Raw genomic sequence first — 22,506 nt, forward strand, 5'->3', positions numbered from 1 at the left:
CAGCGTCTCCGAGCAGGCGGTCTAGGCGACCGCCTCCTGCAAGGGCTCGTCCGCGCGGGGCTCAGGGGCCTGCTTCCTCGCGGCCTCGGCCTTCGCCTTGCGGTTCGCCTCCAGCACGTCGAGCCGCTCGGCCGCGAGGATCGCCCGCGTCAGCCCGGCCCGCACGTACGGGGCGTCGGAGCCGGTGTTCTTGAACGTCCAGATGCCGATGTTGATCAGCGCGATCGCGATGGCGTACATCAGCTCGTCCTGCAGCCGGTCGAAGTAGAGGAAGGTCCCGATGATGACCACCGGCAGGGCGTAGAGCCACGCGGCGGGCGCCCAGGACTCCATGCGCTGCAGCGTCATGATCTCTCCCTTGGGGACGGTCGAGAGACCCTTGCCGCCGTTCCAGGCCCGGGCGCGGGCGTTCGCGTCGCGAGCGAACCACAGGCACGCCGTGATCATCGTCGCCACGGTGATGATCCCCAAGGGGGCGAACAGGAACCACCACCGCCGCTGCACCAGCGTCGGCAGCAGGATGTACACGGTCGGGTAGACCGCCGAGGCCCGCATCATGAACGAGGCCGCGGCCGTGCGCACGCCCCTCCAGCCGCGCCTGCGCCGCGCCGAGCGCGGCGTCATGTCGGCGAAGATGTTCATGTAGAGCCGCAGGCCGGGGATCGCGTAGGCGAGGGCCACGATCCGCACCGGCAGGTTGTCCCAAGCGGACGGGATCGGGTAGTCCGCCGCCCGGATGTCGTCGAGGACCGGGATGCCCTGGTCCCCGGAGCGGTTGAGCAACCAGTTGACGTACTCGAAGGGCTTCGCCTGCCACCACAGATCGAGATCCCGCGACCACCAGGTCACCACCAGCGCCAGCGTCGCCCACGACAGCAGCGCGCACGCGACGGCCCAGCGCTTGAGCCCCTTCGCCTGCCGCAGGTGGTGGGCCCGCATCGGATGCGTCGCCTTGTCCGTCGCCTTGGCCTGCTTGCGGCGGACCTTCCAGATCGCGCGCTGGCGCTTGACCGCGCCCGAGCCGGGCAGGAGGTTCTTCAGCCGCTCGTAACGGGTCTTGGGCTGCTCCTTCTCGGCCGCTTCGAGCACTTCGATCTCGCACACGAAGAGGTCGCGGATCTCGGCGAAGCGGCCGGGGCCGTCGTCGATGTCCGAGACGGCGAGGCGCTGTTCGGGATCGGCGTCGAGCAGGTCCTCCAAGAGGCGCGCGAGACCGACCGACGCGACGTAGAACTGGTCGGGGACGGTGCCCGGCGCGCTGTGGGGGATGCCGCCGATCGCGATGAGCACCATGCCGACCGAGTACAGGTCGGCGTGGTGGCCGCCCTTCCCCTTGGCCTTGACTTCGGGCGCGATGTACACCGATTCACGGGACTCGGCGCCGACGAGCGTCCGGGTGTGGAGGAAGTTCACGCCCAGGTCGATGAGTTTGATCTCGAAGGGAAGGTCGTTCTTGAACCGGACGATGATGTTCGACGGCGTGAGGTCGTTGTGGTGGCCCACTTTCTCGGCGAGCACTTCCATCGCGTCGAGCAGGAGCATGCCGAGGGCCCGCAGCTGCTCGATGTCGACCGGCCGCAGGATCTCGGACTTCGGCTGCCTGCGCTGCTCGGCGATCTCGCGGAGGTGGTCGGCGAGCGTCTTCCCCTCGACGAATCTCATGAGCACCCAGCTGTCGTAGCTGTCCCACACTGTGACCAGGGGTGAGTCCTTGGGACGCTTGCCGCCGAACTCACGCTTGTAGCCTCTGGTCGCCTCGACGATCGGCTGCATGCGCAGGTACGGGTAGATGAGGCACTTGAGGGCGTACTCCTCAGGGTCGCCGGCTTTGGGGGCGACCGAGTCCACCTTGACGATGATCGAGGTCGTGCCCTGGCGGTGGAAGGCCATGGTGGCGAAGTCGATCGTGTCCCATACCGCCGCCTCGTCGTCCTCTTCGGACGGCGCGTAGAGGTGCTCGATCGCATGCTGCACATACGGATGCGCGACGAGTTCGCCGCACAGCTCGTCCCCCGGGCGGCCGGCGATCTCGCTGCTCCCGTACGCCTCACCGTGGTAGCGCATCCGGTCGGAGCGGTGCATCGAGATGAGCGTGAGCAGGAAGAACCCGAGGTAGCCGGTGGTCGCGTGCGTCACCCGCTCGTCGGCTACGGGGTCGGACCACCAGCCCCACAGCCTGTCGATCTCCTTGGCCCGCTCGATGCCGAACCTGTCGGCGTAGGCCCGCTCGTCGAGCGGCACGTCGAGCAGGGCCGCCCGCCAGTCGGCAGCGTCCCAGGTGTCGAGTTCGATCGCGGCATCGCGGCTTTCGGCGCCGCGGTCGTCGGCCTCGGGGGCTTCAGGGCTGCGGGTGAGGTGCGCGCAGGCGGCGCTCAGCAGGTCAACTGATGCGCTTGCCATCGGCGGTCCTCACGGTGACGATGCGGGGCACGGACCGGAACGACCCGTCGCGCAGCTCCGCGACGGGTATTCCCTGGATCGCGGCGGCCATGACGGCGTGCGCGTGGCGGGCGGCGGCGATGAGCGCGTCGCGGTCGCGGGTCTGGTTCCCGACCTCTTTCATCCACGGCAGCGGGGCGAGGTCGAGTACCTGCGGTCCGGGGCTCGGTTCGGTCATCCAGCGCTGCAACTGCTTTCGCTGCGATCGGTACTGGAACTGGGAGGCGGCGTAGGCCTTGCCGAGTCCCTTCCGGATGCGATCCAGGTAGGTGACGGACCAGCGGCGGCCGGGTGAGAGGCGGGTGGGCGGGGCCTTGAGCGGCTTGGTGCTGAGGGAGAGCACGTGGGTGCAACCGTCTTCCAGGGCTAGGAGGTGGGGGTGGGCGGTGAGCACGCCGCCGTCGAGGGCGCGTTCGCCCCGGAACATGCCGGTGCCGGGGACGGCGACGGGCATCCAGCAGCTCGCCTTGAGCGCCGACCTCAGGTCCTCTCTGGACTCGAACTCGTGCGGGCCGATCGCGGTCAGGCTGTCCACCAGGCTGATCGCCACGTGGAACTCGGTCGGGCTCTTGAGGATCTCCTCGAAGTCGAGCGGCTTGATCACCTCGAGGACCTCGTCGAAGGCGTAGTCGAGGTTGAGCATGGGACGGTTGCCGAACATGTTGCGCATGTCGACGAACCGGCGCGTGCAGAGGTCGTCGAAGTAGATCGTCAGCGGGTACCAGCAGTCGCCGCCGGCCAGGAAGTAGGCGGCGTTGATCGAACCCGACGAAGTGCTGTACACGGCGTCGAAGACCCCGCGCAGGCCCAGGTCGTCGAGGGCGACGAGCATCGCGGCGGAGGTGACCCCGCGCATCCCGCCGCCCTCGACGGCCAGGCCGAGCTTGAAGCCGTCGACGTGCGAACCGGGCGTGGTGCCGTCGTCTCGGCGCGCCCGGATCAGTTCGAGAACGGGGTGGTCGTCGTTCCAATACCGTGGGGCGTCGTGGGCGTATGCATCGAACAATTCGGCCTCGCTCGGGGTGCGGTGGAGCGGCGGAATCGGATTGTCCTCAGGATAGCCCGAATGGCCACAATGCGCAGTCCCTCAACGGGCGGTCAGTTGAGGCGAACTTGCTCGCACGTTGTCGCGAGCCGTGGCTATTCGAGGAACGCCGCGAGCCAGTCGAGCACCATCGGCTCGGCGGCGGCCAGCACGCTGAAGTGGTCCTCTCCAGTGAGCGGCACGAACTCGACATCGGCGCCGCCCGCTGTGAGTTGGCCGGCGGTCAACTCGGTGAACTGCCAAGGCAATCCATCGGCGGTGCCGTGGACGATCCGGATCGGCTGGGCGTGTCCGGCGGTCGGTATTTCCTGCGCGGCGAGCAGCTCGCGCATCTCGGCCATGGCAGAGGGCGCGTCGGTGAAGACGTCGGCGTTGGTGAGTGCGGCTGTCCGAGCCGCCATCTGCTCGGTGCAGAGTTCGTCAGCGGCGGCGACGAGCGCGAGTCCGGCCGGAGTGAACCAGTCGGCCGGTTCGTACTGGTCCGGGTGCGTTGCGGCGAGGGCGGCGCCGAAATAGGGCATGAAGACGCTGACCGGGAACTGGGGGTCGTCGGCAGGCGGGGAGAGCAGTAGCTGGAGCTGAGTGACCGGCGCGATGGCGACCGTGCCGACGTGGTCGAGCTCGGGAGCGTAGTCGGCGGCGAGCGCGCTGGTGTGGAGCGCGCCGTGACCGCCTTGGGAGTAGCCGACGGCCGCCCAGGTGTCGGAGGCGATGCCGATGTGCTGGGCGACGCGGACGAGGTCGATGGCGCTGTGGGCCTCAGAGGGACCGTGGACGCCTGGATTGGGACCGGGAGTGCTGACGCCCTCGTAGTCGGTCTCGGCGACAGCCCAGCCGGCGGCGAGCAAGGACTCCAGCAGCGGCGTGGCGAAAGGCGGGTTGCCGACGATCGAGGGGGCGCACCGCTCGGCGGTCCCGCTCGCGCCGGGCAGGAGTGCCGCTATGGGCCATCCTCCGGCGGGAGGGCGCCCGGACGGGAAGGTGAGGGTCCCGCCGACGATGTTGCGGGTGCCGTCGAACGAGGTCGAGGTGTACTCGACTCGCCATGCCAGTCCGGCGCCGTCGAGGCGCAGGTGGTCGGGCAGCCAGGAGAACTCGGTGGGGGATCCCGGAGGCGGCCCCTGGTGCGCCGAGGCTGCGTGAGGGATCCCAAGCCCGATCGCTGCCAGACAAGCAGCGAGCGCCACCCCGAGGAACCGCGCAGGGCGCGAAAGACGAAGGCCGAACATCGATCTCCCCGATGGGCGAGGCGAGCCGAGCGAAGGCCCGCATAGGACGATGCTCCTCAATATATCGACAAAGGTCGATCCAGACCTATCCCCCGTTCAGCCGGTGATGGGCGATGCGCCTGCCGCGTCGCACCCTCTGCCCCAGCAGATCGCGCTCATGCGCGGTGCCGGCATCTTGCTCGAATCGGCTCACTCAAGCACGGGGATCTGGGGGCGAGTCGGGACGGGTCCCGGTGGATCGATGCGAGGATGCCGCTGACCGAGCGAGGGCTCTCGCTTGACCGAAGAGTGCGATGCATGGTCGGCGGCCGGAGGGCAATCCGATGACGCCGCCGTCAGCGAGGCGTGCTCGACCGCGTGGTCGGAGTTCAACTCGGGATGGACGGCGCTCGAAACCGCCGCCGGCTGAGCCGGCCCCTCGCACTCATCATCGCAGCGGCTGCGGGTGTCCAGGCCCTCCACCTGTCGGCCGCATATTGAAGACAGTGCGCCCCTAGCGAGAGATCCTTCCTGCCGATCTCGCCGCTGTACGACCACAGGACGCCCTGGATCCGGTACAGCTCCACGCGTTTGCTCCGAAGTGCAGAAGGCCAGCGTTGCAAGCGCCACGATCACGTAGCCGCGCGGGCTCCTTTGCGTTGCGACAGAGGTTCGGCCATAGTAATTCTCGTTAGGTCGACCGATGCCCACAATCTCAAACCGGAACCCCATGCCCCACAGCTCTCACCCCGTCCGTCGCCCGAGTCGTTCACCCGGGCCTCCCCTCAACGCACGCCGTGAGATCGCGCTCGCGATCGCGCTGCCGCTCACAGCGGTCGCGCTGACGGCGACCGTTCTGTGGCTGAACCTGTTCCTCTCCGATCCACTGCGGGGATGGGCCAAGGCCCTCGGCTTCGCTGCCATCGCCGCGCCTGTGGTTGCCGCGGCCGTCCTGAGCTTCCGCGGCCGGGCTCACCGGAACTGGAAGGCCACCTTGGCGTTCCCTCTGCTCATCGCGGCGGGATCCGGTGCGCTGGTTCCGGCCTTCAACCAGTTCGCGCTCGCACATCACGGCATCGATGTCGAGTGCGCGGTCTCGTACCGGAACGACTACATCGCTCATCATGAGGACGGCGACGAACCCATGTCGGACCACGAGTTCAGGTGCGTCGGGTGGGATCCGCCCACGCTGAAGACCGACCGTGAGGAAGCGCTCGAGATCGGCGACCACCGGATCATCGTCTTCGACCCGCTCGGCCGGGTCAACCCGAGTTTCGGTGACCCGAGCCCGGCCGGAGGGTTGGTGTTCCTGCCGTTGACCCTGCTGTTCACCGCAGCCGCCACGGCGATCCGGCTTTATCTGATCGACGACGGCACCGTCAAAGCCGCCCTGACGGCCCGGCGCCGCCGACGGGCGAAGGCCACCTGACCCGCTGGCGGTGTCCGGCGCCGCGTCGGGCGCACAACGACTGCAGCGTCAGATCCCTGGGCCGGCGGACGCCCCCGCCGTCCTCGAGTTAGATGCTCTCGCACAGGGTCCAGGTCGGCGGACGTCCTTCGCAACAGTTTCAGTGCGGCAGCCGGGGGTTTCCATCGTGGCGCCATCCGAACGGACCATGCCGAGCAGGACGCATCTTTCGCACTAGGTCACTTTCCGTTGCAGCTTATACATTTCAGTTGAACTCGTTCAAAACTCGAGTCAACTGCGGTTAGGGTGACACGGCGCACGTCATTCATCCTCGTCGTGCCGATGAATCCGGGCGGCGTGCGCCGTCATATAGGCATCACCGCAGCCACCAGGGAAGGCAAGCACATGAGTCAGCTGCTCAGAGTCCAGAACTTCACCGTCTCGCTGGACGGGTTCGGCGCCGGCGAGGGCCAGAGTCTCGAACGGCCGTTCGGCCACGCCGACCCTGCGGAACTCGTGTCCTGGGCCTTCCCCACGGCGAGCTGGCCGAACCGCACCGACGGCGGCGGGACCCGGGGCCTGGACGACTACTTCACGCGCGACTTTCACAACAACATCGGCGCGGAGATCATGGGCGCGCACAAGTTCAGCCCCCACCGCGGCCCTTGGAAGGACCTGGACTGGCAGGGCTGGTGGGGCGAGGAGCCGCCGTTCCACACGCCGGTGTTCGTCATGACCCACCACCTGCGGCCTTCGTTCACCCTGTCGGACACCACGTTCCACTTCACCGACGCTGACCCCGCCTCGGTCCTCGAAGCGGCGAAGCAGGCGGCGCAGGGCAAGGACGTGCGCCTCGGCGGCGGGGCCACCGTCATCCGCGAGTTCCTCGAGGCCGACCTGGTCGACACCCTGCACGTCGCCGTCGCCCCGGTCGAACTCGGCTCCGGAGCGCGGCTCTGGAAGTCGCCGGAAGAGCTGACCGACCGCTTCAACCTCGAGGTCGTCCCGAGCCCGAGCGGCGTGACGCACCACCTGTTCTGGAAGAAGTAGCCGACGCGAAGCGGCCCTCCCCCGATGGGAAGGGCCGCTTCGGCGTTCACGCGACTACGGGCGGCGCGTGCCAACGATCGTCGACAGGTCAGGGGCCAACCGCACCTCGGCGGCCATGAGCGCCGGATGCTCGAGCCAGCTCAACCGGGCGACATCCGGCTCCCCCTCGTGCATGGGCGGCCACTCGGTCAGCGGCGTGAAGTCGTCGATGACCAGACTGCCACCGGGATGCAGCAGCCGCTCCGGGTCGGGGGCGGCGCCTCGCTTCCCGTTCCCGCCCCCGTCGACCACGAGCAGGTCGAACGGGCCGTGCTCATTGATGAGGGTCCAATCCCCTTGCAGCACTTCCACATCCGGCACGTCGGCGAACAACTCTGAAACCCGCGCCGCCCGCTCCGCATCCCGCTCGACACTCACGACCCGCACGCCAGGCCGCCGCCCGGCGCACAACCAGGCGAGCCCGACGCCGCAACCGGTCCCGGTCTCGCCGATGCTCCCGGCGGCACCGCCCGCCAGCGCGTGCAGCAGCCGGCCCTGCTCCAATCGGCACGAGGACGTGAACCCGAGCGCTTCGGCGAGTTCGACGGCAGCGGAGACGATCCCGGGCAGGCCCTGGGCTCCCGCGTAGCTCGCGGTTCCCTTGATCGACACGGCCGGCTCCCTGCGGTCGGTCCTTTATGGTTGCGGCCAGGCTTTCATGGCCAGGTCGGCGACGGCGAGGAGCTCTGCCGCGGTCGCGCCGTCCTGGGCGGAGCGGGACATGCCCCGGACGACGGCGGCGATGAACTCGGCGAGTGCGTCGGTGTCGGCGTCTTCGGGGAGTTCGCGGTCGGCGATGCCCTCGCGGAGTCGCTCGGCGACGGCCGCCCGCCCTTGGAGCCGGATCTCCCGCAGTTCCGCTTCGACCTCGGCGGCGTCGGGGCCGTGGTTGACCGCGCCGGAGATGACCAGGCATCCGGGCGGGTGGGCCGGATCGGTGTAGTTGGCGGCGATCTCGCGGAGCATCCGCTCGATCGCGCCGCGGGCAGTGGGCTCTTCGGCGAGTGCTGCGGCGGTGAACGCGCCGTAGGTGGCCTGGTAGCGGGCGACGGCTTCGCTGAAGAGGCGGCGCTTGTCGCCGAAGGCGGCGTAGAGGCTGGCCGGCCTGATGCCCATCGCTTCGGTGAGCACGTTGATGGACGCGGGCTCGTACCCGTACTGCCAGAACACCTGCAGGGCCTGTTCGAGCGCGGCGTCGCGGTCGAACGACCTGGGCCTTCCTCTAGTCACCGGGCCATTGTATAGCGATCGTTCAAGAATCTGGTAGCGTCACGCCCGTCAGATTGTTGAGTGATCGATCAATAAAGGAGTCGCCATGTTCACGCTCTCGGGGAAGACCGCCCTCGTCACCGGCGCCAGCCGGGGCATCGGCCGCGCCATCGCCATCATGCTGGCCGAGGCCGGCGCCCGCGTGGCCGTCCACTACGGCGCGAACGCCCAGGCCGCCAAGGAGACCGTTGCGGCGATCGAAGCCGGAGGCGGCACCGCCTTCACCGTCCAGGCCGACCTCGCCGAACCCGACGCGGCGGGCGCCCTCGTCGACGCCCTCGCCGCCGAGCTGCGCGGAGCTCCGCTCGACATCCTCGTCAACAACGCCGGCATCGGGGCCTACGGCGGCATCGGGACCGTCAGCGAGGACGACTACGACCGCGTCTTCGCCGTCAACACCAAGTCGCTGTTCTTCATCACCCGCAAGGCATTGGCGCTCATCCCCGACGGCGGGCGCATCATCAACATCGGATCGGGCGTCACGCGGATCGCCTTCCCCGAAGGCATCGCCTACGCGATGGCCAAGGGCGCGGTCGACACCTTCACGCTCGCGCTCGCCGCCGAGCTCGGACCCCGCGGCATCACCGTGAACACGGTCGCGCCGGGCATCGTCGACACCGACGTCAACGCCTCCTGGCTGCGAGGCAACCCCGAGGCCTATGCCGCTTCAGCGGCCCGCGCCGCCCTCGGCCGCGTGGGCCAGCCCGAGGATGTGACCGGTCCGGTGCTGTTCCTCGCCTCAGCGGCGGGCCGGTGGACCACCGGCCAGATCGTCGACGCCACCGGCGGCTCCCACCTCTGATCCTCCCCCGGTTCGGGTGTCAGCGGGGGTGTCAGGTCGGTGTCAGCACGGTGCAAGGCGGGCGGTCGATAGTTGCCTCATCAGCAAGCAAGACCGAGACGAAAACGGAGCACGACATGAACGTCACCCTCACCGCCCAGGACCACACCACCATCCGCACCGCCGCTTTCGGCGCCGTCACGCTCATGTCGTTCGCCGGCATCGCCGGGTCGGCCCACAAGGTCGCGACCGACGGGACGCTGGCCTACGCCGCCGCGACCGGCGCCGTCGGCCACGTGCTGGCGTCGAAGAAGAACGACTTCAAGCTGAGCGCGAAGTCCGCTGCGGCACTGGCCGACCAGGTCCTTCCCGCGCTCACCGCCTCCGTGCACCTGCTCCAGGAGCAGGACGCGGAGGAGGCGGCGAACTTCCGGACCACTGTGGTCACCGCCGTCGAAGCGGCCACGCGTGCGCACAAGGGCGAGCCGGGCCCGAGCATGGCCGCGATGGCCCGGAAGATCACCGAGGCGCTCGACGCCTGAGCGAACCGCAAGCACGACCACGCCGCCGCGCACCGAGGCCCCGCCTCATCGCGCGGCGGCGAAACTCGTTCCAGGCCAAGATGATTCGGTCACTTCGCGGCGGCGAAGCCGTGGAGGAAGGTCTCGACGAGGCGGGCGGCGACCGCGTCCGGGTCGGCGTTCGCGTCGTTCTCGTGGAGTGATTCGCCGACGAGGGCGTAGTAGACGCGGCGGGCCCACTCGAGGTCGGCGTCCGGGCTGAGGAGGCCGTCGTCCCGGGCGCGTTCGAGGACGGCCGTGCAACGGGCCTGGACCTCGGCGTGGAGGCGGGCCGCCTCGCTGCCGCGGGCAGGGGGGAGGCCGAGGGCGTAGGTCCAGGAGTGCTTGACCTGCAGCACGTTCGCGGTGATCCGGTGGAGCGCGACGAGCGGCGGCGCGGTGTCCGGGCGGCCGTCGTCGACGGCGTCGATGAGCTGGCGGGCGGCCGAGACCGCGAGGGCGTCGAGGACGGCCTGGCGGTTGGCGAAGCGGCGGTGGACCGTGGTGCGGGCGAGGCCGGCGGCGGTCGCGATCTGCTCCATCGACGCTCCGGGATCGGCGGCGAGCACCTGCTCGGCGGCTTCCAGGATCGAGCGCACGCTGCGCTCGGCGTCGGCCCGCAGCGGCCGCTTCGTCGTCGGTTCCATGGTCGCTCCCGTCCCTCGTGCTGCGCAAACGATACACGGACGTCGGCGTAAACCTGATAAATGAAACTCGGGTGTTGCAGTTATCTGATTTTCGTGTACAGTTCTGTCTCATATACCGATGAACGGAGCACGACCATGACCAGCACCGCCCTCATCACCGGCGCCTCCTCCGGGCTCGGCGCGGAGTTCGCGACACAGCTCGCCGCGCGCGGCCACGACGTGGTGCTGGTGGCCCGCAGCCGCGAGCGCCTCGAGACCGAGGCCCGCCGCATCCGGTCCGAGCACGGAGTGAACGCGGAGGTCATCGTGCAGGACCTCACCGAACCCGATGCAGCGCAACTCATCAAGTCCGAACTGGACGCCCGCGGGCGCCGCGTCGACCTGCTCGTCAACAACGCCGGGTTCGGCACCTGCGGCCGGTTCGAGGAGATCGCCGGGGCCCGCGACCACGACCAGCTGATGGTCAACGTCGTCGCCCTCGTCGACCTCAGCCACGCACTGCTGCCCGGCATGCTCGCGAACGGCGGCGGCTCGGTCGTCAACATCGCCTCGACCGCCGGGTTCCAGCCCTCGCCGTACTTCGCGGTCTACAGCGCCGCCAAGACCTTCGTGCTCAACTTCAGCCTCGCGCTGCGCAACGAGTACCGGGGGCGCGGCGTGAAGGTCCTCGCCGTTTGCCCCGGGCCGGTGCCGACCGGGTTCGTCGAGGCGATCGGCAACGAGAAGGGCGCGTCGTTCGGCTCACTGCTGCCGGCGGACCGCGTGGTGCGCACCGCATTGCGCGCCCTCGACCGCAACCGCGCCTATGTGACCCCAGGATTCGGCAACGCCGTCAGCGCGCACCTCATGCCGCGCCGCCCCCGCGCGCTCGTCGCCGCCATCGGCGAACGGGTCACCCGGTCCGTACTCGGCGGCGCCCCGAAGGCCCGGGCCGCAGCGGCCGCGCGGTGAGCCGCGCGGTGAGCCGCGCGCTCGACGGCGCGAAGCGGTTCGCGGTCATCGGCGGTGGTGCCGCGATGCTGCTCGTCGGCACCTCCACCGCCGTGGCGGCGACCATCGCCGACTATCCAGTCCTCATCGGACAATCGGTCCGCTTCGCGCTCGCCGCCGTGATCCTCCTGGCCGCCGTACGGGCGCAGCGACTCCCCCGCGTCCGGCTCACCCCGCGCGACCTCCTCCTGCTCCTCGCCCTGGCCGCGACCGGCCTCGCCGGCTTCAACCTCTTCCTCATCGAGGCGACCCGGCACGCCGGTCCCGCCATGATCGGCTCCGTGGTCGGGGCCGTCCCGGTCGCACTGGCACTGCTCGGGCCGGTCCTGCAGCGGCGCAGTCCCTCACGCAGAACGGTCATCGCGGCGCTCGTGGTCGCGGGCGGCACGGCCGTCGCCGCCGGGCTCGGCACCGGCAGCGCCGCCGGCCTGCTCCTGGCGATCGGCGCACTCGGCTGCGAAGTGCTGTTCTCCCTGCTCGCGATCCCCTTGCTCCCGAAACTCGGGCCCACCCGCGTGTCCGCCTACGCCGCCACACTCGCCGTGCCGATGCTCCTCGCCGCCGGACTGCTCATCGAAGGCACGCACGCGCTGCGGATGCCGACGCTCACCGAAGGCGCGGCCTACGCCTACCTCGGCGTCCTGGTCACGGCCGTCGCGTTCCTCTTGTGGTACAACGCGCTCCGCCGCATCGGCGCCGACCGCAGCGGCCTGCTCGCCGGGCTCGTACCGGTCGGCGCGCTCCTCACCACCGCGGTGCTCGGCATCGCCCCGGTGACCGTCCCCGACATCGCGGGCGCCGCCATCGTCGGCGCGGGCATCGCCTTCGGCCTCCGCAACACCGGCGTGAACACGGATCAGCCCGTGGCCGCATCGGACACCGGACCCGAGATGGCCCGCTCGGAGCCGTAGCCGCCGCGCCGACACACCGCGGCCCTCGGCGGACCCTTCGCCGAGCCTGCGGAACACTGGAGCGCGACCGGGCCCGACCAGGACCCGGACGACGCCCCGCACCGCCGAAGGAGCCGGACCGTGACCGATCCGTTCATCAGGGCCATCGTGGACGCCGGACGCGAAGGGCCGCTCGCGGGCCTGCGCCTGGCGGTCAAGGACCTGTTCGACCTCGCAGGCGTCCCGACCGGCGCGGGCAACCCGCGCTGGCTCGAGACCCACGAAGTGCCGTGCGCGGACGCGAAGGCGGTCGCGCTGCTGCGCGAAGCGGGCGCGAGGATCGTCGGGAAGACGATCACCGACGAGCTGGCGTGGAGCCTCAACGGCACCAACGCGCACTACGGGACACCGGACAACCCGGCCGCGCCGGGCCGGGTGCCGGGCGGCTCGTCGTCGGGATCGGCCTCCGCGGTCGCCCTGGGGCGCGCGGACATCGGACTGGGGACGGACACCGGCGGGTCGATCCGCGTCCCGGCGTCCTACTGCGGCCTGTACGGACTGCGGCCCACGCACGGGCGGGTGAGCCTGGCAGGCGCGGTGCCGCTGGCGCCGTCGTTCGACACGGCCGGCGTGCTCACGCGGGACCCGGCGACGCTGCGGCTCGCGATGGACGTCCTGCTGGAAGGGACGGCGGAGGCCGGGCCGATCACGAGGCTGCTCGTGCCGCAGGACATCTGGGCGGAGATCCCCGAGGCGACGCGGGAAGCGGTGATGCCGAAGGTCGAGGAGCTCGGGCTCGCGCTCGACCACGCGCCGCTGTTCGCCGAGAGCGATGACGCGGCACCGCTGGAGACCGCACGCGCCGCGTACGCGACCTTGCAGGCATGGGAGGCGTGGCAGACGCACGGCGAGTGGATCGAGGCGAACGACCCGGTGTTCGGGCCGGGCGTGGCGATGCGGTTCGCGAACGCGGCGAAGCTGGACAGCGCGGACATCGCCGCGGCGCAACGCGTTCGCAGCGGGGTGACGGCGCTGGTCCGGGACCGGCTGCCGCAGGGCACCGCACTGGCGATCCCGGCCGCGCCGGGACCGGCGTTCGCCATCGGCGGCTCGCCGGACCGCGAGGCCATCGTGCGGTTGACCTGCATCGCAGGACTCTCGGGCGCACCGGGACTGGCCGTCCCGGCCGGAACCGTCGACGACCTGCCGGTCGGCCTCCAACTCGTGGCCGCCCCAGGCGGCGACGAACGGCTCCTGGAACTGGCCTGACCGCAAGCGGCCGGCCGGAAACGGACGGGCGCGTTCGCAGCCGAAGTGCCACCGGCCGGTGGTCGCCGCACGATCACCGGTCACCGGCGTTCGCGGCCGACCGCACTGTTGCGCACGCCGATCGCCGTCCCGCTCGGGACGGGCCGGTGGTCGTGCGCGCCAATGTTTTCGGGACTGCCACCGACTGCACTGAACGCGGCGCCAGCACCGGCTCGACCGTGACCGGCCGCGACGACCGCCGCGCGGCAGCTCCCCGACCTGTTCGAGAAGGGTCGGGACGCGTGCTCGCGCAAGGCGATCGTCAGCGCTTTCGTACCCGGGACGATGGGCATCCCGTTCCGCGAACGTCCGAAGACGATCCGGCCGACGGTAGTGGCGGCTCCCCTGTGGCGACGGCCTCCTGAGACCACTGGGTCGCGCGGACCGGTTGTCGGCTGATCGACCCGAGGGCCGTGCCGCGGGGCCCCCTCGCCCCGCGGATCCCTCGGTCCGTCTCGTCACCGTTTGCTTGTGCCGCTTAAGAAAGCGCGTGCTGCTCTGTTGCCCGCATCAGGTGCGTGACCCTGCCGGTCACCTCGGCGCCTGCTGCGCGTGTCTCGTTCGGGGGACGACGCGTCCGTTCCTGCCAGTCGGGGCGCGTTCGTCAACGGTGCTCGGTCAGCAGACGAGGCCCGAACGGAAGGCCTCGGCCACCGCGTGGGCCCGGTCGCGCGCGCCGAGCTTGCGGAACATGCGCCGCGCGTGGGTCTTGACGGTGTCCTCGGAGACGAACAGGTCGCGCCCGATCTCGGCGTTGGACTTCCCTTCGCTCATACCCCGCAGGACCTGGAGTTCGCGCTCGGTGAGCTTCATGCCCTGCAGCGTCGAGCGCTGCCGCGGCACGGCTTCCGTGACGCGCTGCAGCGTCGGCGAGGCGAACATGATCGCCTGCGCCAGCGCGACCAGCAGGTCGTCGGAGTTGTTGGACGGGGTGCGGATGACACCCCGGGCGCCGGCGGCGACCACCATGGCCGCCGTGCGCGGATCGGCCGCGCCGGACAGGAGGACTCCTGTCCGGGGCGAGCGGGCGCGGACGGTCTTGACGAACTTGACCGGGTCGGGCGCGGCCAAGGCCACGTCGACCAGCACCACGTCCACTTGGCGGCGCCCGAGTTCGAGGAACAGCTCGGGAGAGCCCTCGACCGACTTGACCGCCTGCGCCAAGCCCATGCGGGTCGCGCAGGCCGAGATCTTCTGTCCGGCTTGAGGAGTCTTAACACAGACCAGTACGGTTCTCACTTTGTTCTACCTTTCGCTGCGGTAGGCCGTGCGTGTCTCTGTTACCAGCACGCAGGCGGTCCGCCGCCATGACGCGAGTTCGCGCGGATTTTTCGAGTGACTTTTCGCGGATTCCAGGGCGAGGCGTGGACGCATGGTGTTCGGGTTCGCTTGCGGCGAGTTCCCCGACCCGGATGGGAAACTGGGGGCATGACACAGCGAAGAGGCGGACGACCGTACCGAGCCGAGTCCCGCGATTTTGGTGACCATCGTTCACATCCACCTCGCCATGACTTGTCTAACGAACTAACGGCCCTGGAAGGTACGAGTTACGGCCGATATAAATCCTTGCGTGGCAAATGGTGGGCAGGTCCGGCGATTCTGGACATTTCACGGGTGCAGTCGGACCCGTACGCCCCGCCGAGCCGGGTGGCGCTCGAGTTCGACGCCGAGGCCGCTGACCTGGCCCCGGACTGGTACGCGACGCCGGAGCGGCGGGAGGCGCTGGCGGTGCTGCTCGCCAAGCGGCTGCGGAGGGCTTGTCCCACAAGGGACCTGCGGATCGACGGGGGCGGGCAGGAGATCCTGCGGCGGGCCTCGTGCACGGTGGGGGCGGACGGGTCGGTGGTGTTCCGCCTCGGCGCGCAGTTCCCCGGGCACGGGCGGCGGATCGCGGGCCGGCAGGCCGCGCGGCTGCTGTGCGAGGTCCTGCCGGACGCGGCCGACGAGGCGCTCTCGGTGAGCGAGGAGGACGTGCTGGTGTGGACGCGCCACGCCGACGACGTGAAGGCCCTCAGGGAGGCCGTGGCGGCCGCGGGACTGGTCGCGTTCGTGGCGGACGGGGCGATGCTCGCCCGGCGCTCCGGCGTGGACGACAGGCCGCTGGAGAAGGGCGTGCCGTTCGCGAGCCCGGAGTCGATGGCGGTCGAGTTCGAGCTGCCGCATGCGGGGACCGTGCGCGGCATGGGGGTCGGGCCGGGCGTGACCCTGATCGTCGGCGGCGGGTTCCACGGCAAGTCGACCCTGCTGCGGGCCTTGGAGTCCGGGGTGTGGGACCACATGCCCGGGGACGGGCGGGAGTTCGTGGTCGCGGACCGGTCGGCGGTGAAGATCCGGGCCGAGGACGGGCGCGCGGTGACGGGCGTCGACGTGCACGCGTTCGTGGACCACCTGCCGAGCGGGGACGACACGCGGCACTTCACGACCGAGAACGCGTCGGGGTCGACCTCGCAGGCGGCGGCCGTGGTGGAGGCGCTCGAGGCGGGGGCGAAGGCGCTCCTGATCGACGAGGACACGGCCGCGACGAACCTGATGATCCGCGACGCGCGGATGCAGGAGCTCGTGGCGAAGGACCGGGAGCCGCTGACGCCGCTGGTGGACCTCGTGCGGTCGATGGCGGACGAGCACGGGGTGGCGACGATCCTCGTCATGGGCGGCTCGGGCGACTACATGGACGTCGCCGATCGGGTGATCCTGATGGACGCGTACCGGCCGGAGGACGTGACCGAGCGGGCGAAGGCCCTCGCGGCCAAGCCGACGGGGCGGCGGGTCGAGGCCGAGGGGTTCCGGATGCCGCGGGCGCGGGTGGTCGAGCCGCGGTCGGTGTCGTCCGAGTCGCGCGGGAAGCAGAAGATCAAGGCCGGGGGCACGGACGGGCTGCGGTTCGGAGAGTCCGATGTGGATGTTCGCTCGGTGGAGCAGATCACGGACCCGGCGATGACCACGGGAATCGGCCTGGCGATCGAGGCGGCCGTGCAGCACGGCTGGATCGACGGGGAGTCCACTGTGGCCGATGCGTTGGACCGCATGGACGAGGCGCTGGACGCCGGCGGCGCGGCGGAGCTGCTGCGGATCCGCGACATCGACCTGGCGGTGCCGCGGCGGTACGAGGTGGCCGCGACGCTCAACCGGATGCGGGAGCTGCGGGTGCGCCAGAGCGGCGAATGAGGTTGCGGCGCATGAGCGTCGCGGTGTTCGGCGGGCCTCGGGCGAGGCCGGGTCGAACCATCTGATTGCAGGCGTAAAAGTGCCTTCGCGGCTCCGATCCCCAAAGGCCGCGAAGGCACTTGAACTCTATCGGTTTCCCGACAGTTGTGCGACTAACTGTCGGGATGTTGACACTTGGGGTTCCGATCTCCTGATCGACCTGCGGCTAAACCAGGGAACCTAGAGACGGAGCAAGGCCGCCGACGAGGTCGGCGGCCTTGCTGTCGTGCAGAACCGTTCAGGTCAGCCCCCGCTAGTGCGAGTGGCTGTGCCCGCCGTGGGAGTGCGAGTGGCCGTGACCGGCCTCCTCTTCCTCTTCCGGCTTGTCGACGATCGTCACCTCGGTCGTCAGCAGCATGCCGACGATCGAACCGGCGTTGAGCAGCGCGTTGCGGGTGACCTTCACCGGGTCGAGGATGCCGGCCGCGACCAGGTCCTCGTACTCGCCGGTGGCGGCGTTCCAGCCTTCGCGCCAGCCCTTGCCCTCGACGCCGTTCACGATCACGTCGCCGGACTCGCCGGCGTTGATCGCGATGCGGCGCAGGGGCTCCGACAGCGACTCGGCGACGATCTTGAGGCCCACGCGGGCCTCCGGGTCGTCCAGCTCGATCTTCTCGAGGATCGCGATCGCGTGCACGAGGGCCGCGCCGCCGCCGGCGACGATGCCCTCTTCGACCGCGGCCTTGGTCGCGTTGACCGCGTCCTCGATGCGGTGCTTGCGCTCCTTCAGCTCGACCTCGGTGGCCGCGCCGACCTGGATCACGGCCACGCCGCCCGAGAGCTTCGCAAGGCGCTCTTCGAGCTTCTCGCGGTCCCAGGACGACTCGGTCGTGGAGGCCTGCTGCTTGATCTGCGCGATGCGCGCGTCCACGGCCTCCCGCTCCCCGGCGCCGTCCACGATCGTGGTGGCGTCCTTGGAGACGGTGACGCGGCGGGCCCGGCCCAGGTGGGACAGGTCGGCCGCCTTGAGCTCGAGGCCCACCTCGGACGAGATGACCTCGGCGCCCGTGAGGGCCGCGATGTCGCCCAGGACCGCCTTGCGGCGGTCGCCGAAGGCCGGGGCCTTGACGGCGCACACGCGCAGCGTGCCGCGCAGGGCGTTCACCGTCAGGGTCGCGAGGGCCTGGCCCTCGACGTCCTCGGCGATGATCAGGAGCGGCTTCGAGGTCTCGACGACGCGCTCCAGCACCGGCAGCAGCTCTTCGATGGAGCCGATCTTGGAGTTGGTGATGAGGATGTAGGGGTCCTCGAAGACCGTCTGGCGCGAGTCCTGGTCGGTGATGAAGTTCGGCGAGATGAAGCCCTTGTCGAACTGCATGCCCTCGGTCACCTCGAGCACGGTCTCCAGGCTGGAGCCGTCCTCGACGGAGATGACGCCTTCGGCGCCGACCGCGTCCATCGCCTTCGCGATGAGCTCGCCGATCTCCGGGTCCTGCGCCGAGACCGCCGCGACCTGCGCGATGTGCTCGTGGTCGGAGATCTGGATGGCCTGGCGGAGCAGCTCCTCGGACACGGCGTTCGCCGCGGCCTCGATGCCCTTGCGGATCGCGATCGGGTTCGCCCCGGCCGTGACCGCCTTGATGCCCGCGCGGGACATCTTCTGCGCCAGCACGGTCGCAGTGGTGGTGCCGTCGCCCGCGACGTCGTTCGTCTTGGTCGCGACCTCCTTCACCAGCTGCGCGCCCAGGTTGGCGTACGGGTCGGCGAGCTCGATCTCCTTGGCGATGGTCACGCCGTCGTTGGTGATCAGCGGCGCACCGAAGGAGCGCTGGAGGACGACGTTGCGGCCTTTCGGGCCGAGCGTGACCTTGACGGTGTCGGCGAGCTGGTCGATACCGCTCAGCAGGTTGTGCCGCGCGTCCTCGGCGAAGTTGAGAATCTTCGGCATGGGTGTCCCTTCCTAAGACACGAAAGGGCCCTCAGACGAGGGCCCCAGGCGTGCTAGTTCTCGACGACCGCGAGGACGTCGCGCGAGGACAGGACGAGGTATTCCTCGCCGTTGTACTTGACCTCGGTACCGCCGTACTTGGAGTAGATGACCACGTCGCCGACCTTCACGTCGATCGGGAGGCGGTTGCCCTTGTCGTCGAAGGCGCCCGGGCCCACGGCCAGAACGGTGCCCTCCTGGGGCTTCTCCTTGGCGGTGTCGGGGATGACCAGACCAGAGGCGGTGGTGGTCTCGGCCTCGTTCGCCTGGACCACGATGCGGTCGCCCAGCGGCTTGATGGCAGCCTTGCTCACTTGGTTTCTCCAAACCTGCGTGTTCAATACGGATGTACGCCACGACGGCCCGGGTCTCGTCGTCGCGGGTGCCGAGGCACCGGCCCGTGGCTGTTGGCACTCTCGAGGCGAGAGTGCCAAGCCGATCATAGCGCTTAGCAATCTCGGTCTGCGAGTGCTAAGGCGTAAGTTAGTTCGCGCAGGTGGGGACCGTCAACACCGGGTCTCCAACGTCATACCATGAGGCACGTGGACACCAGCCTGCTCGCCGCCCTCAAGGCCCGCCCCGAGCTCCAGACGCAAGCCGCCGAAGCCCTGCGCAGCGACGGTGACCGGGCGCCGCTGACCCTGCGGAAGGCGGGCGTGGAGCCGGACCTCGCGGCGGCGGCCCTGACGCTCGCTGAGCTGCGGGAGAAGGCCCGGGAAAAATTCGGCGAACGCGCGGCGTCGCTGTACCTCACCCGGGCGGGCCTGGAGCAGGCCACGCGGTGGGTCGTGGCCGAGCGCCGGGCGGCGCGGTTCGCGCGGCACGCGGCGGCGGTGACGGACCTGTGCTGCGGGCTCGGCACCGAGGCCCTGGCGTTCGCGGAGGCGGGCATGCGGGTCGAGGCCGTGGACCTGAACGGGGCGACGGCCGAGTACGCGAGGGCGAACGCCGAAGCGGCGGGACTGGCGGTCGGCATCGAGGTCGCCGACGCGCTGCGCACCCCGCTGCTCGAGTCGGCGTTCGCGGACCCGGCGCGCCGGTCGGGCGCCGGGCGGCACTTCAACCCGGCCGAGTACTCGCCGCCGCTGAACGACCTCCTGGCACACATGGCGAAGACGAGGTTCGCCGCGCTGAAGCTCGGGCCGGGCATCAGCCACGAGTGGATCCCCGAAGGGGCCGAAGCGGAATGGGTCTCGGTGGACCGGGACGTCGTGGAGGCGTGCCTGTGGCTGGGCGAAGCGGCGGAAGTGCCACGGCGGGCGAGCCTGTGCAAGGCGGGCGAGTGGCACGAGCTGAGCGGCAGCGGCGCGGAGAAGGCGCCGGTGGGCGAGGTCGCGGCGTACCTCTACGAACCGGACGGCGCGATCATCCGGGCCGGCCTGGTGGCCGAACTGGCGGAGCAGTTGGACGCCCACACGGCGAACGAGACCATCGCGTACCTGTACGGCGACGAGCTGCGGAAGACCCCGTTCGCCAGGTCATGGAAGGTCGAGGAGGTCTGGCCCCTGCACCCGAAGAAGCTCAAGGCGCTGCTCGCGGAACGCGGCATCGGCCGCCTGACGATCAAGCAGCGGGGCACGGGCATCGACCCGGCGGCGCTTCGTAAGCAGCTGAAGCTCAAGGGAACCAACGAGGCGACGCTGGTCCTGACCCGCCTGGGCGAAGCCCACGCGGCGATCCTCTGCCAAGAGGCTTGAGCGGCTGCGAACGGTTTGATCCGGCGAAGATCGTTCCCGAGCCGATCGCGCTCGATCTCGAGGTCGTAGCAGTTCTGAGGTTCATCCAGAGCCGGTCGGAGGTGCGTAAGTACCGCGCGAGTCGCTGGGCGGTATCGGCGCTGATGCGACGCTTGCCGTGCACGGTCTCGTTGACCCGCCGCGGCGGAACCCCGATCGTCATCGCAAGCCGGTACTGCGAGACGCCGAGCGGCTCCAGGAACTCCTCGGCAAGGATCTCCCCAGGTGCTACAGCATCGTTCGGTCCACGGCTCTCGGCGTCCCTTCAGGCGTGGCGGTCGTGGAAGCGTTTGGCCTTGGCCCTGTTTCCGCAGGTCTCCATGGAGTGCCAGCGGCGGCTGCCGTTTCGGGTCGTGTCGAGGTACCAGAGGATGCATTCGTGGTTGGCGCACTTGCGGATGCGGTCCGGCTTGCGATCGAGGAGGTCGAGGAACTCGACGGCGCAGCGCCAGGCCGGGAGGCGGGCGGGGTCGTCCACCGAGTCCACCATCTTCGGTCGGCCGTCGATCAACTGCGGGCGCCGCACCCCGTGGGCGAGAACCGCGTTGAGCCTGGTTTCGGCGCCTTCCTCCTGCTGGAGGACCGCGCGGATCGACTCGCGGGCCTCGGTGAGGTGCTCGCGCAGGTCGGCTTCGGGGGCGTCGGCCGGGAGGCCGTGTCCTTTGAGCCAGTCGACTAGGGCGCCAGGGACTTCGAACATGTCGAAGGGCGCGCCGTTCGACATCCAGACGGTGTCGAGGAGATCGAGCGGCAGCGGTTCTCCGGTGAGCGGTCGCGTGATGGCCATCTCGCAATTATAACCGGTAAAACTCTTGTAGCCGGTTGTCGTGTGGCGCTAGCCTTCTCCTTATGAAACCGCCTAAATGAAGTTAGGTGGTTAGGAACGAAAGGCCGCCCCATGCCACGCCTCCCCCTGATCCAGCCCGACACCGCCGACAGCGAAACGGCCGGCCTCCTCGCCGGAGTCCAGCAGGCCCTCGGCCGGACCCCGAACATGACCAAGGCGATGGCCAACAGTCCTGCGGTCCTCAAGGGATACCTCGGCTTCTCCGGCGCCCTCGCCGCCGGCGTGCTGCCCGTGCACCTGCGCGAGCGCCTGTCACTCCTTGTGGCGCAAGAGAACGGCTGCGACTACTGCCTCTCCGCCCACACGTACCTGGGTGAGAAGCGCGGGCGGCTCGACGCCGACCAGATCGCGGCCGCACGGCGCGGCGAGGCCGAAGCGCCGAAATCCGCTGCGGCCCTGGCATTCGCGAAAGCCGTGCTGCGCAGCAGAGGCGGCGTGGACGACGCCGATCTGAAGGCCGCGCGCGAAGCCGGGCTCACCGACGAGGAGATCGCCGAAGTCGTCGCCACCGTCGCACTCCAGGTCTTCACCAACTACTTCAACAAGACCGCCGACACCGACATCGACTGGCCGGTCGTCCGGCACGACCACTGAGGACCGACGGCGGCGACCGCCGCCGAGAGCACGGAGAGACCCCTATGAACTCGCCCCTGAAGACCCAGACCACCACGGCCGATTGGACGAAGATCGCGGTGCCGACCGTCGCCGGCCTGGCCGGACTGCTCGCACTCGCCGCACTCCAGGCCGCCACCGGCGCGGCGATGTTCGCACTGCCGTGGGTGGCGGCCATGGGCATCATCGCCATCGCACCGCAAGCGCCGTTCGTGCAACCGCGAGCCATGCTGCTCGGGCAGCTCAGCGCCGGAGTCGTGGGCCTGGCCGCCGTCGCGGTCATGGGCCCGTCGATCTGGACCGCCGCGATCGCGGCGGGACTGACGACCGCGCCGATGCTGCTCCTGAAGGCCCCGCACCCGCCAGCGACCGCGACAGCCGCACTCATCGGCGCGACCGGCCCGTCAGTGTGGTTCCTCCTCGACCCGATCCTGCTCGCCAGCGCCGCCACGGTGCTCGTCGGCTGGGCGCTGGGCAGAGTGCTGCCCGCGCACCGGTATCCGAGGCAGTGGTGGTGACCCGGATCAGCCAGTTCTCGCAACGTCC

At 70.0% G+C, this 22,506-nt stretch carries 21 protein-coding genes and 1 pseudogene; 11 read left to right on the plus strand and 11 right to left on the minus strand.

The features are described from left to right. Positions 1 to 21 precede the first annotated feature (21 nt). From QWI33_RS14830 to QWI33_RS14840, 3 genes are all read right to left on the minus strand, one after another. The gene (locus tag QWI33_RS14830; RefSeq protein ID WP_289957925.1) at positions 22 to 2,400 is read right to left on the minus strand and encodes a protein kinase domain-containing protein; all 2,379 of its coding nucleotides are present in this window, start codon (positions 2,398 to 2,400) and stop codon (positions 22 to 24) included. Beyond that, positions 2,381 to 3,445 (minus strand): patatin-like phospholipase family protein, encoded by a 1,065-nt coding sequence (locus tag QWI33_RS14835; RefSeq protein WP_289957926.1) that lies wholly within the window; start codon positions 3,443 to 3,445, stop codon positions 2,381 to 2,383. The genes QWI33_RS14830 and QWI33_RS14835 overlap by 20 nt, the downstream gene beginning before the upstream one ends. 134 nt (positions 3,446 to 3,579) lie before the next feature. Then, positions 3,580 to 4,713, minus strand: a complete 1,134-nt coding sequence (locus tag QWI33_RS14840; RefSeq protein ID WP_289957927.1) for a lipase family protein — start codon at positions 4,711 to 4,713, stop codon at positions 3,580 to 3,582. A 709-nt stretch (positions 4,714 to 5,422) separates the two neighbouring features. On the opposite strand from QWI33_RS14840, the gene QWI33_RS14845 reads away from it, so the two are divergent. Together QWI33_RS14845 and QWI33_RS14850 are read left to right on the plus strand one after the other, a co-directional pair. Further along, on the plus strand, positions 5,423 to 6,121 hold the full coding sequence (locus QWI33_RS14845; RefSeq protein ID WP_289957928.1) for a hypothetical protein: 699 nt from the start codon (positions 5,423 to 5,425) through the stop codon (positions 6,119 to 6,121). Positions 6,122 to 6,505: 384 nt separating this feature from the next. After that, positions 6,506 to 7,150, plus strand: a complete 645-nt coding sequence (locus tag QWI33_RS14850; protein WP_289957929.1) for a dihydrofolate reductase family protein — start codon at positions 6,506 to 6,508, stop codon at positions 7,148 to 7,150. 54 nt (positions 7,151 to 7,204) lie between these two features. Here the strand turns inward: QWI33_RS14850 and QWI33_RS14855 are convergent, their stop codons facing one another. Continuing rightward, positions 7,205 to 7,801: an O-methyltransferase gene (locus QWI33_RS14855; protein ID WP_289957930.1), complete on the minus strand. Its 597-nt coding sequence runs from the start codon at positions 7,799 to 7,801 to the stop codon at positions 7,205 to 7,207. Between the two features lie 24 nt (positions 7,802 to 7,825). Then, the gene (locus tag QWI33_RS14860) at positions 7,826 to 8,419 is read right to left on the minus strand and encodes a TetR/AcrR family transcriptional regulator (RefSeq protein ID WP_289957931.1); all 594 of its coding nucleotides are present in this window, start codon (positions 8,417 to 8,419) and stop codon (positions 7,826 to 7,828) included. 85 nt (positions 8,420 to 8,504) lie between these two features. Between QWI33_RS14860 and QWI33_RS14865 the strand changes: the two genes are divergently transcribed. After that, positions 8,505 to 9,260 (plus strand): SDR family NAD(P)-dependent oxidoreductase, encoded by a 756-nt coding sequence (locus QWI33_RS14865; RefSeq protein WP_289957932.1) that lies wholly within the window; start codon positions 8,505 to 8,507, stop codon positions 9,258 to 9,260. A gap of 116 nt (positions 9,261 to 9,376) precedes the next feature. Beyond that, positions 9,377 to 9,781: a hypothetical protein gene (locus tag QWI33_RS14870; RefSeq protein WP_289957933.1), complete on the plus strand. Its 405-nt coding sequence runs from the start codon at positions 9,377 to 9,379 to the stop codon at positions 9,779 to 9,781. A gap of 89 nt (positions 9,782 to 9,870) precedes the next feature. On the opposite strand, the gene QWI33_RS14875 is transcribed toward QWI33_RS14870, so the two are convergent. Beyond that, positions 9,871 to 10,446: a TetR/AcrR family transcriptional regulator gene (locus tag QWI33_RS14875; protein ID WP_289957934.1), complete on the minus strand. Its 576-nt coding sequence runs from the start codon at positions 10,444 to 10,446 to the stop codon at positions 9,871 to 9,873. A 135-nt stretch (positions 10,447 to 10,581) separates the two neighbouring features. Here QWI33_RS14875 and QWI33_RS14880 point away from each other — a divergent pair, with 135 nt between their 5' ends. The 3 genes from QWI33_RS14880 (at position 10,582) to QWI33_RS14890 (ending at position 13,595) form a co-directional block, all read left to right on the plus strand. Then, positions 10,582 to 11,397 carry an SDR family NAD(P)-dependent oxidoreductase gene (locus tag QWI33_RS14880; protein ID WP_289957935.1) on the plus strand — a complete coding sequence of 272 codons (816 nt, stop codon included), beginning with the start codon at positions 10,582 to 10,584 and terminating at the stop codon, positions 11,395 to 11,397. Positions 11,398 to 11,405: 8 nt separating this feature from the next. Then, entirely contained in the window at positions 11,406 to 12,347 is a 942-nt protein-coding gene (locus QWI33_RS14885) for a DMT family transporter (protein ID WP_289957936.1), read from the plus strand. 120 nt (positions 12,348 to 12,467) lie between these two features. Then, positions 12,468 to 13,595, plus strand: a complete 1,128-nt coding sequence (locus QWI33_RS14890; protein ID WP_289957937.1) for an amidase — start codon at positions 12,468 to 12,470, stop codon at positions 13,593 to 13,595. 657 nt (positions 13,596 to 14,252) lie between these two features. On the opposite strand, the gene QWI33_RS14895 is transcribed toward QWI33_RS14890, so the two are convergent. Further along, on the minus strand, positions 14,253 to 14,873 hold the full coding sequence (locus QWI33_RS14895) for a response regulator transcription factor (protein ID WP_112135091.1): 621 nt from the start codon (positions 14,871 to 14,873) through the stop codon (positions 14,253 to 14,255). Positions 14,874 to 15,062: 189 nt separating this feature from the next. Between QWI33_RS14895 and QWI33_RS14900 the strand changes: the two genes are divergently transcribed. Next, complete coding sequence (locus QWI33_RS14900; protein ID WP_289957938.1) at positions 15,063 to 16,799, plus strand: ABC-ATPase domain-containing protein; 1,737 nt, start codon at positions 15,063 to 15,065, stop codon at positions 16,797 to 16,799. A 292-nt stretch (positions 16,800 to 17,091) separates the two neighbouring features. Here QWI33_RS14900 and groL read toward each other — a convergent pair whose 3' ends face one another. Further along, positions 17,092 to 18,726, minus strand: coding sequence for a chaperonin GroEL (groL, locus tag QWI33_RS14905; protein WP_289957939.1), 1,635 nt, complete (start codon positions 18,724 to 18,726; stop codon positions 17,092 to 17,094). A 53-nt stretch (positions 18,727 to 18,779) separates the two neighbouring features. Then, positions 18,780 to 19,079: a co-chaperone GroES gene (gene groES / locus QWI33_RS14910; RefSeq protein WP_270118789.1), complete on the minus strand. Its 300-nt coding sequence runs from the start codon at positions 19,077 to 19,079 to the stop codon at positions 18,780 to 18,782. 228 nt (positions 19,080 to 19,307) lie between these two features. Between groES and QWI33_RS14915 the strand changes: the two genes are divergently transcribed. Beyond that, complete coding sequence (locus tag QWI33_RS14915) at positions 19,308 to 20,462, plus strand: class I SAM-dependent methyltransferase (RefSeq protein WP_289957940.1); 1,155 nt, start codon at positions 19,308 to 19,310, stop codon at positions 20,460 to 20,462. Here QWI33_RS14915 and QWI33_RS29395 read toward each other — a convergent pair. Further along, positions 20,462 to 20,718 (minus strand): annotated as a pseudogene (locus tag QWI33_RS29395) (HigA family addiction module antitoxin); the annotation flags it as partial. The gene QWI33_RS14915 and the pseudogene QWI33_RS29395 overlap by 1 nt on opposite strands. 48 nt (positions 20,719 to 20,766) lie before the next feature. After that, complete coding sequence (locus QWI33_RS14920; protein ID WP_289957941.1) at positions 20,767 to 21,288, minus strand: CGNR zinc finger domain-containing protein; 522 nt, start codon at positions 21,286 to 21,288, stop codon at positions 20,767 to 20,769. A 111-nt stretch (positions 21,289 to 21,399) separates the two neighbouring features. Between QWI33_RS14920 and QWI33_RS14925 the strand changes: the two genes are divergently transcribed. After that, positions 21,400 to 21,942, plus strand: a complete 543-nt coding sequence (locus QWI33_RS14925) for a carboxymuconolactone decarboxylase family protein (protein WP_289957942.1) — start codon at positions 21,400 to 21,402, stop codon at positions 21,940 to 21,942. 44 nt (positions 21,943 to 21,986) lie between these two features. After that, complete coding sequence (locus tag QWI33_RS14930) at positions 21,987 to 22,478, plus strand: HPP family protein (RefSeq protein WP_289957943.1); 492 nt, start codon at positions 21,987 to 21,989, stop codon at positions 22,476 to 22,478. Positions 22,479 to 22,506: the final 28 nt, after the last annotated feature.

It is taken from the genome of Glycomyces tritici, assembly GCF_030403505.1.

Coding starts and splice junctions, on each gene's coding strand:
- QWI33_RS14830 (WP_289957925.1), bottom strand. CDS start 2,400: ATGGCAAGCGCATCAGTTGACCTGCTGAGCGCCGCCTGCGCGCACCTC.
- QWI33_RS14840 (WP_289957927.1), bottom strand. CDS start 4,713: ATGTTCGGCCTTCGTCTTTCGCGCCCTGCGCGGTTCCTCGGGGTGGCG.
- QWI33_RS14845 (WP_289957928.1), top strand. CDS start 5,423: ATGCCCCACAGCTCTCACCCCGTCCGTCGCCCGAGTCGTTCACCCGGG.
- QWI33_RS14850 (WP_289957929.1), top strand. CDS start 6,506: ATGAGTCAGCTGCTCAGAGTCCAGAACTTCACCGTCTCGCTGGACGGG.
- QWI33_RS14865 (WP_289957932.1), top strand. CDS start 8,505: ATGTTCACGCTCTCGGGGAAGACCGCCCTCGTCACCGGCGCCAGCCGG.
- QWI33_RS14870 (WP_289957933.1), top strand. CDS start 9,377: ATGAACGTCACCCTCACCGCCCAGGACCACACCACCATCCGCACCGCC.
- QWI33_RS14875 (WP_289957934.1), bottom strand. CDS start 10,446: ATGGAACCGACGACGAAGCGGCCGCTGCGGGCCGACGCCGAGCGCAGC.
- QWI33_RS14880 (WP_289957935.1), top strand. CDS start 10,582: ATGACCAGCACCGCCCTCATCACCGGCGCCTCCTCCGGGCTCGGCGCG.
- QWI33_RS14900 (WP_289957938.1), top strand. CDS start 15,063: ATGACACAGCGAAGAGGCGGACGACCGTACCGAGCCGAGTCCCGCGAT.
- groL (WP_289957939.1), bottom strand. CDS start 18,726: ATGCCGAAGATTCTCAACTTCGCCGAGGACGCGCGGCACAACCTGCTG.
- QWI33_RS14920 (WP_289957941.1), bottom strand. CDS start 21,288: ATGGCCATCACGCGACCGCTCACCGGAGAACCGCTGCCGCTCGATCTC.
- QWI33_RS14925 (WP_289957942.1), top strand. CDS start 21,400: ATGCCACGCCTCCCCCTGATCCAGCCCGACACCGCCGACAGCGAAACG.
- QWI33_RS14930 (WP_289957943.1), top strand. CDS start 21,987: ATGAACTCGCCCCTGAAGACCCAGACCACCACGGCCGATTGGACGAAG.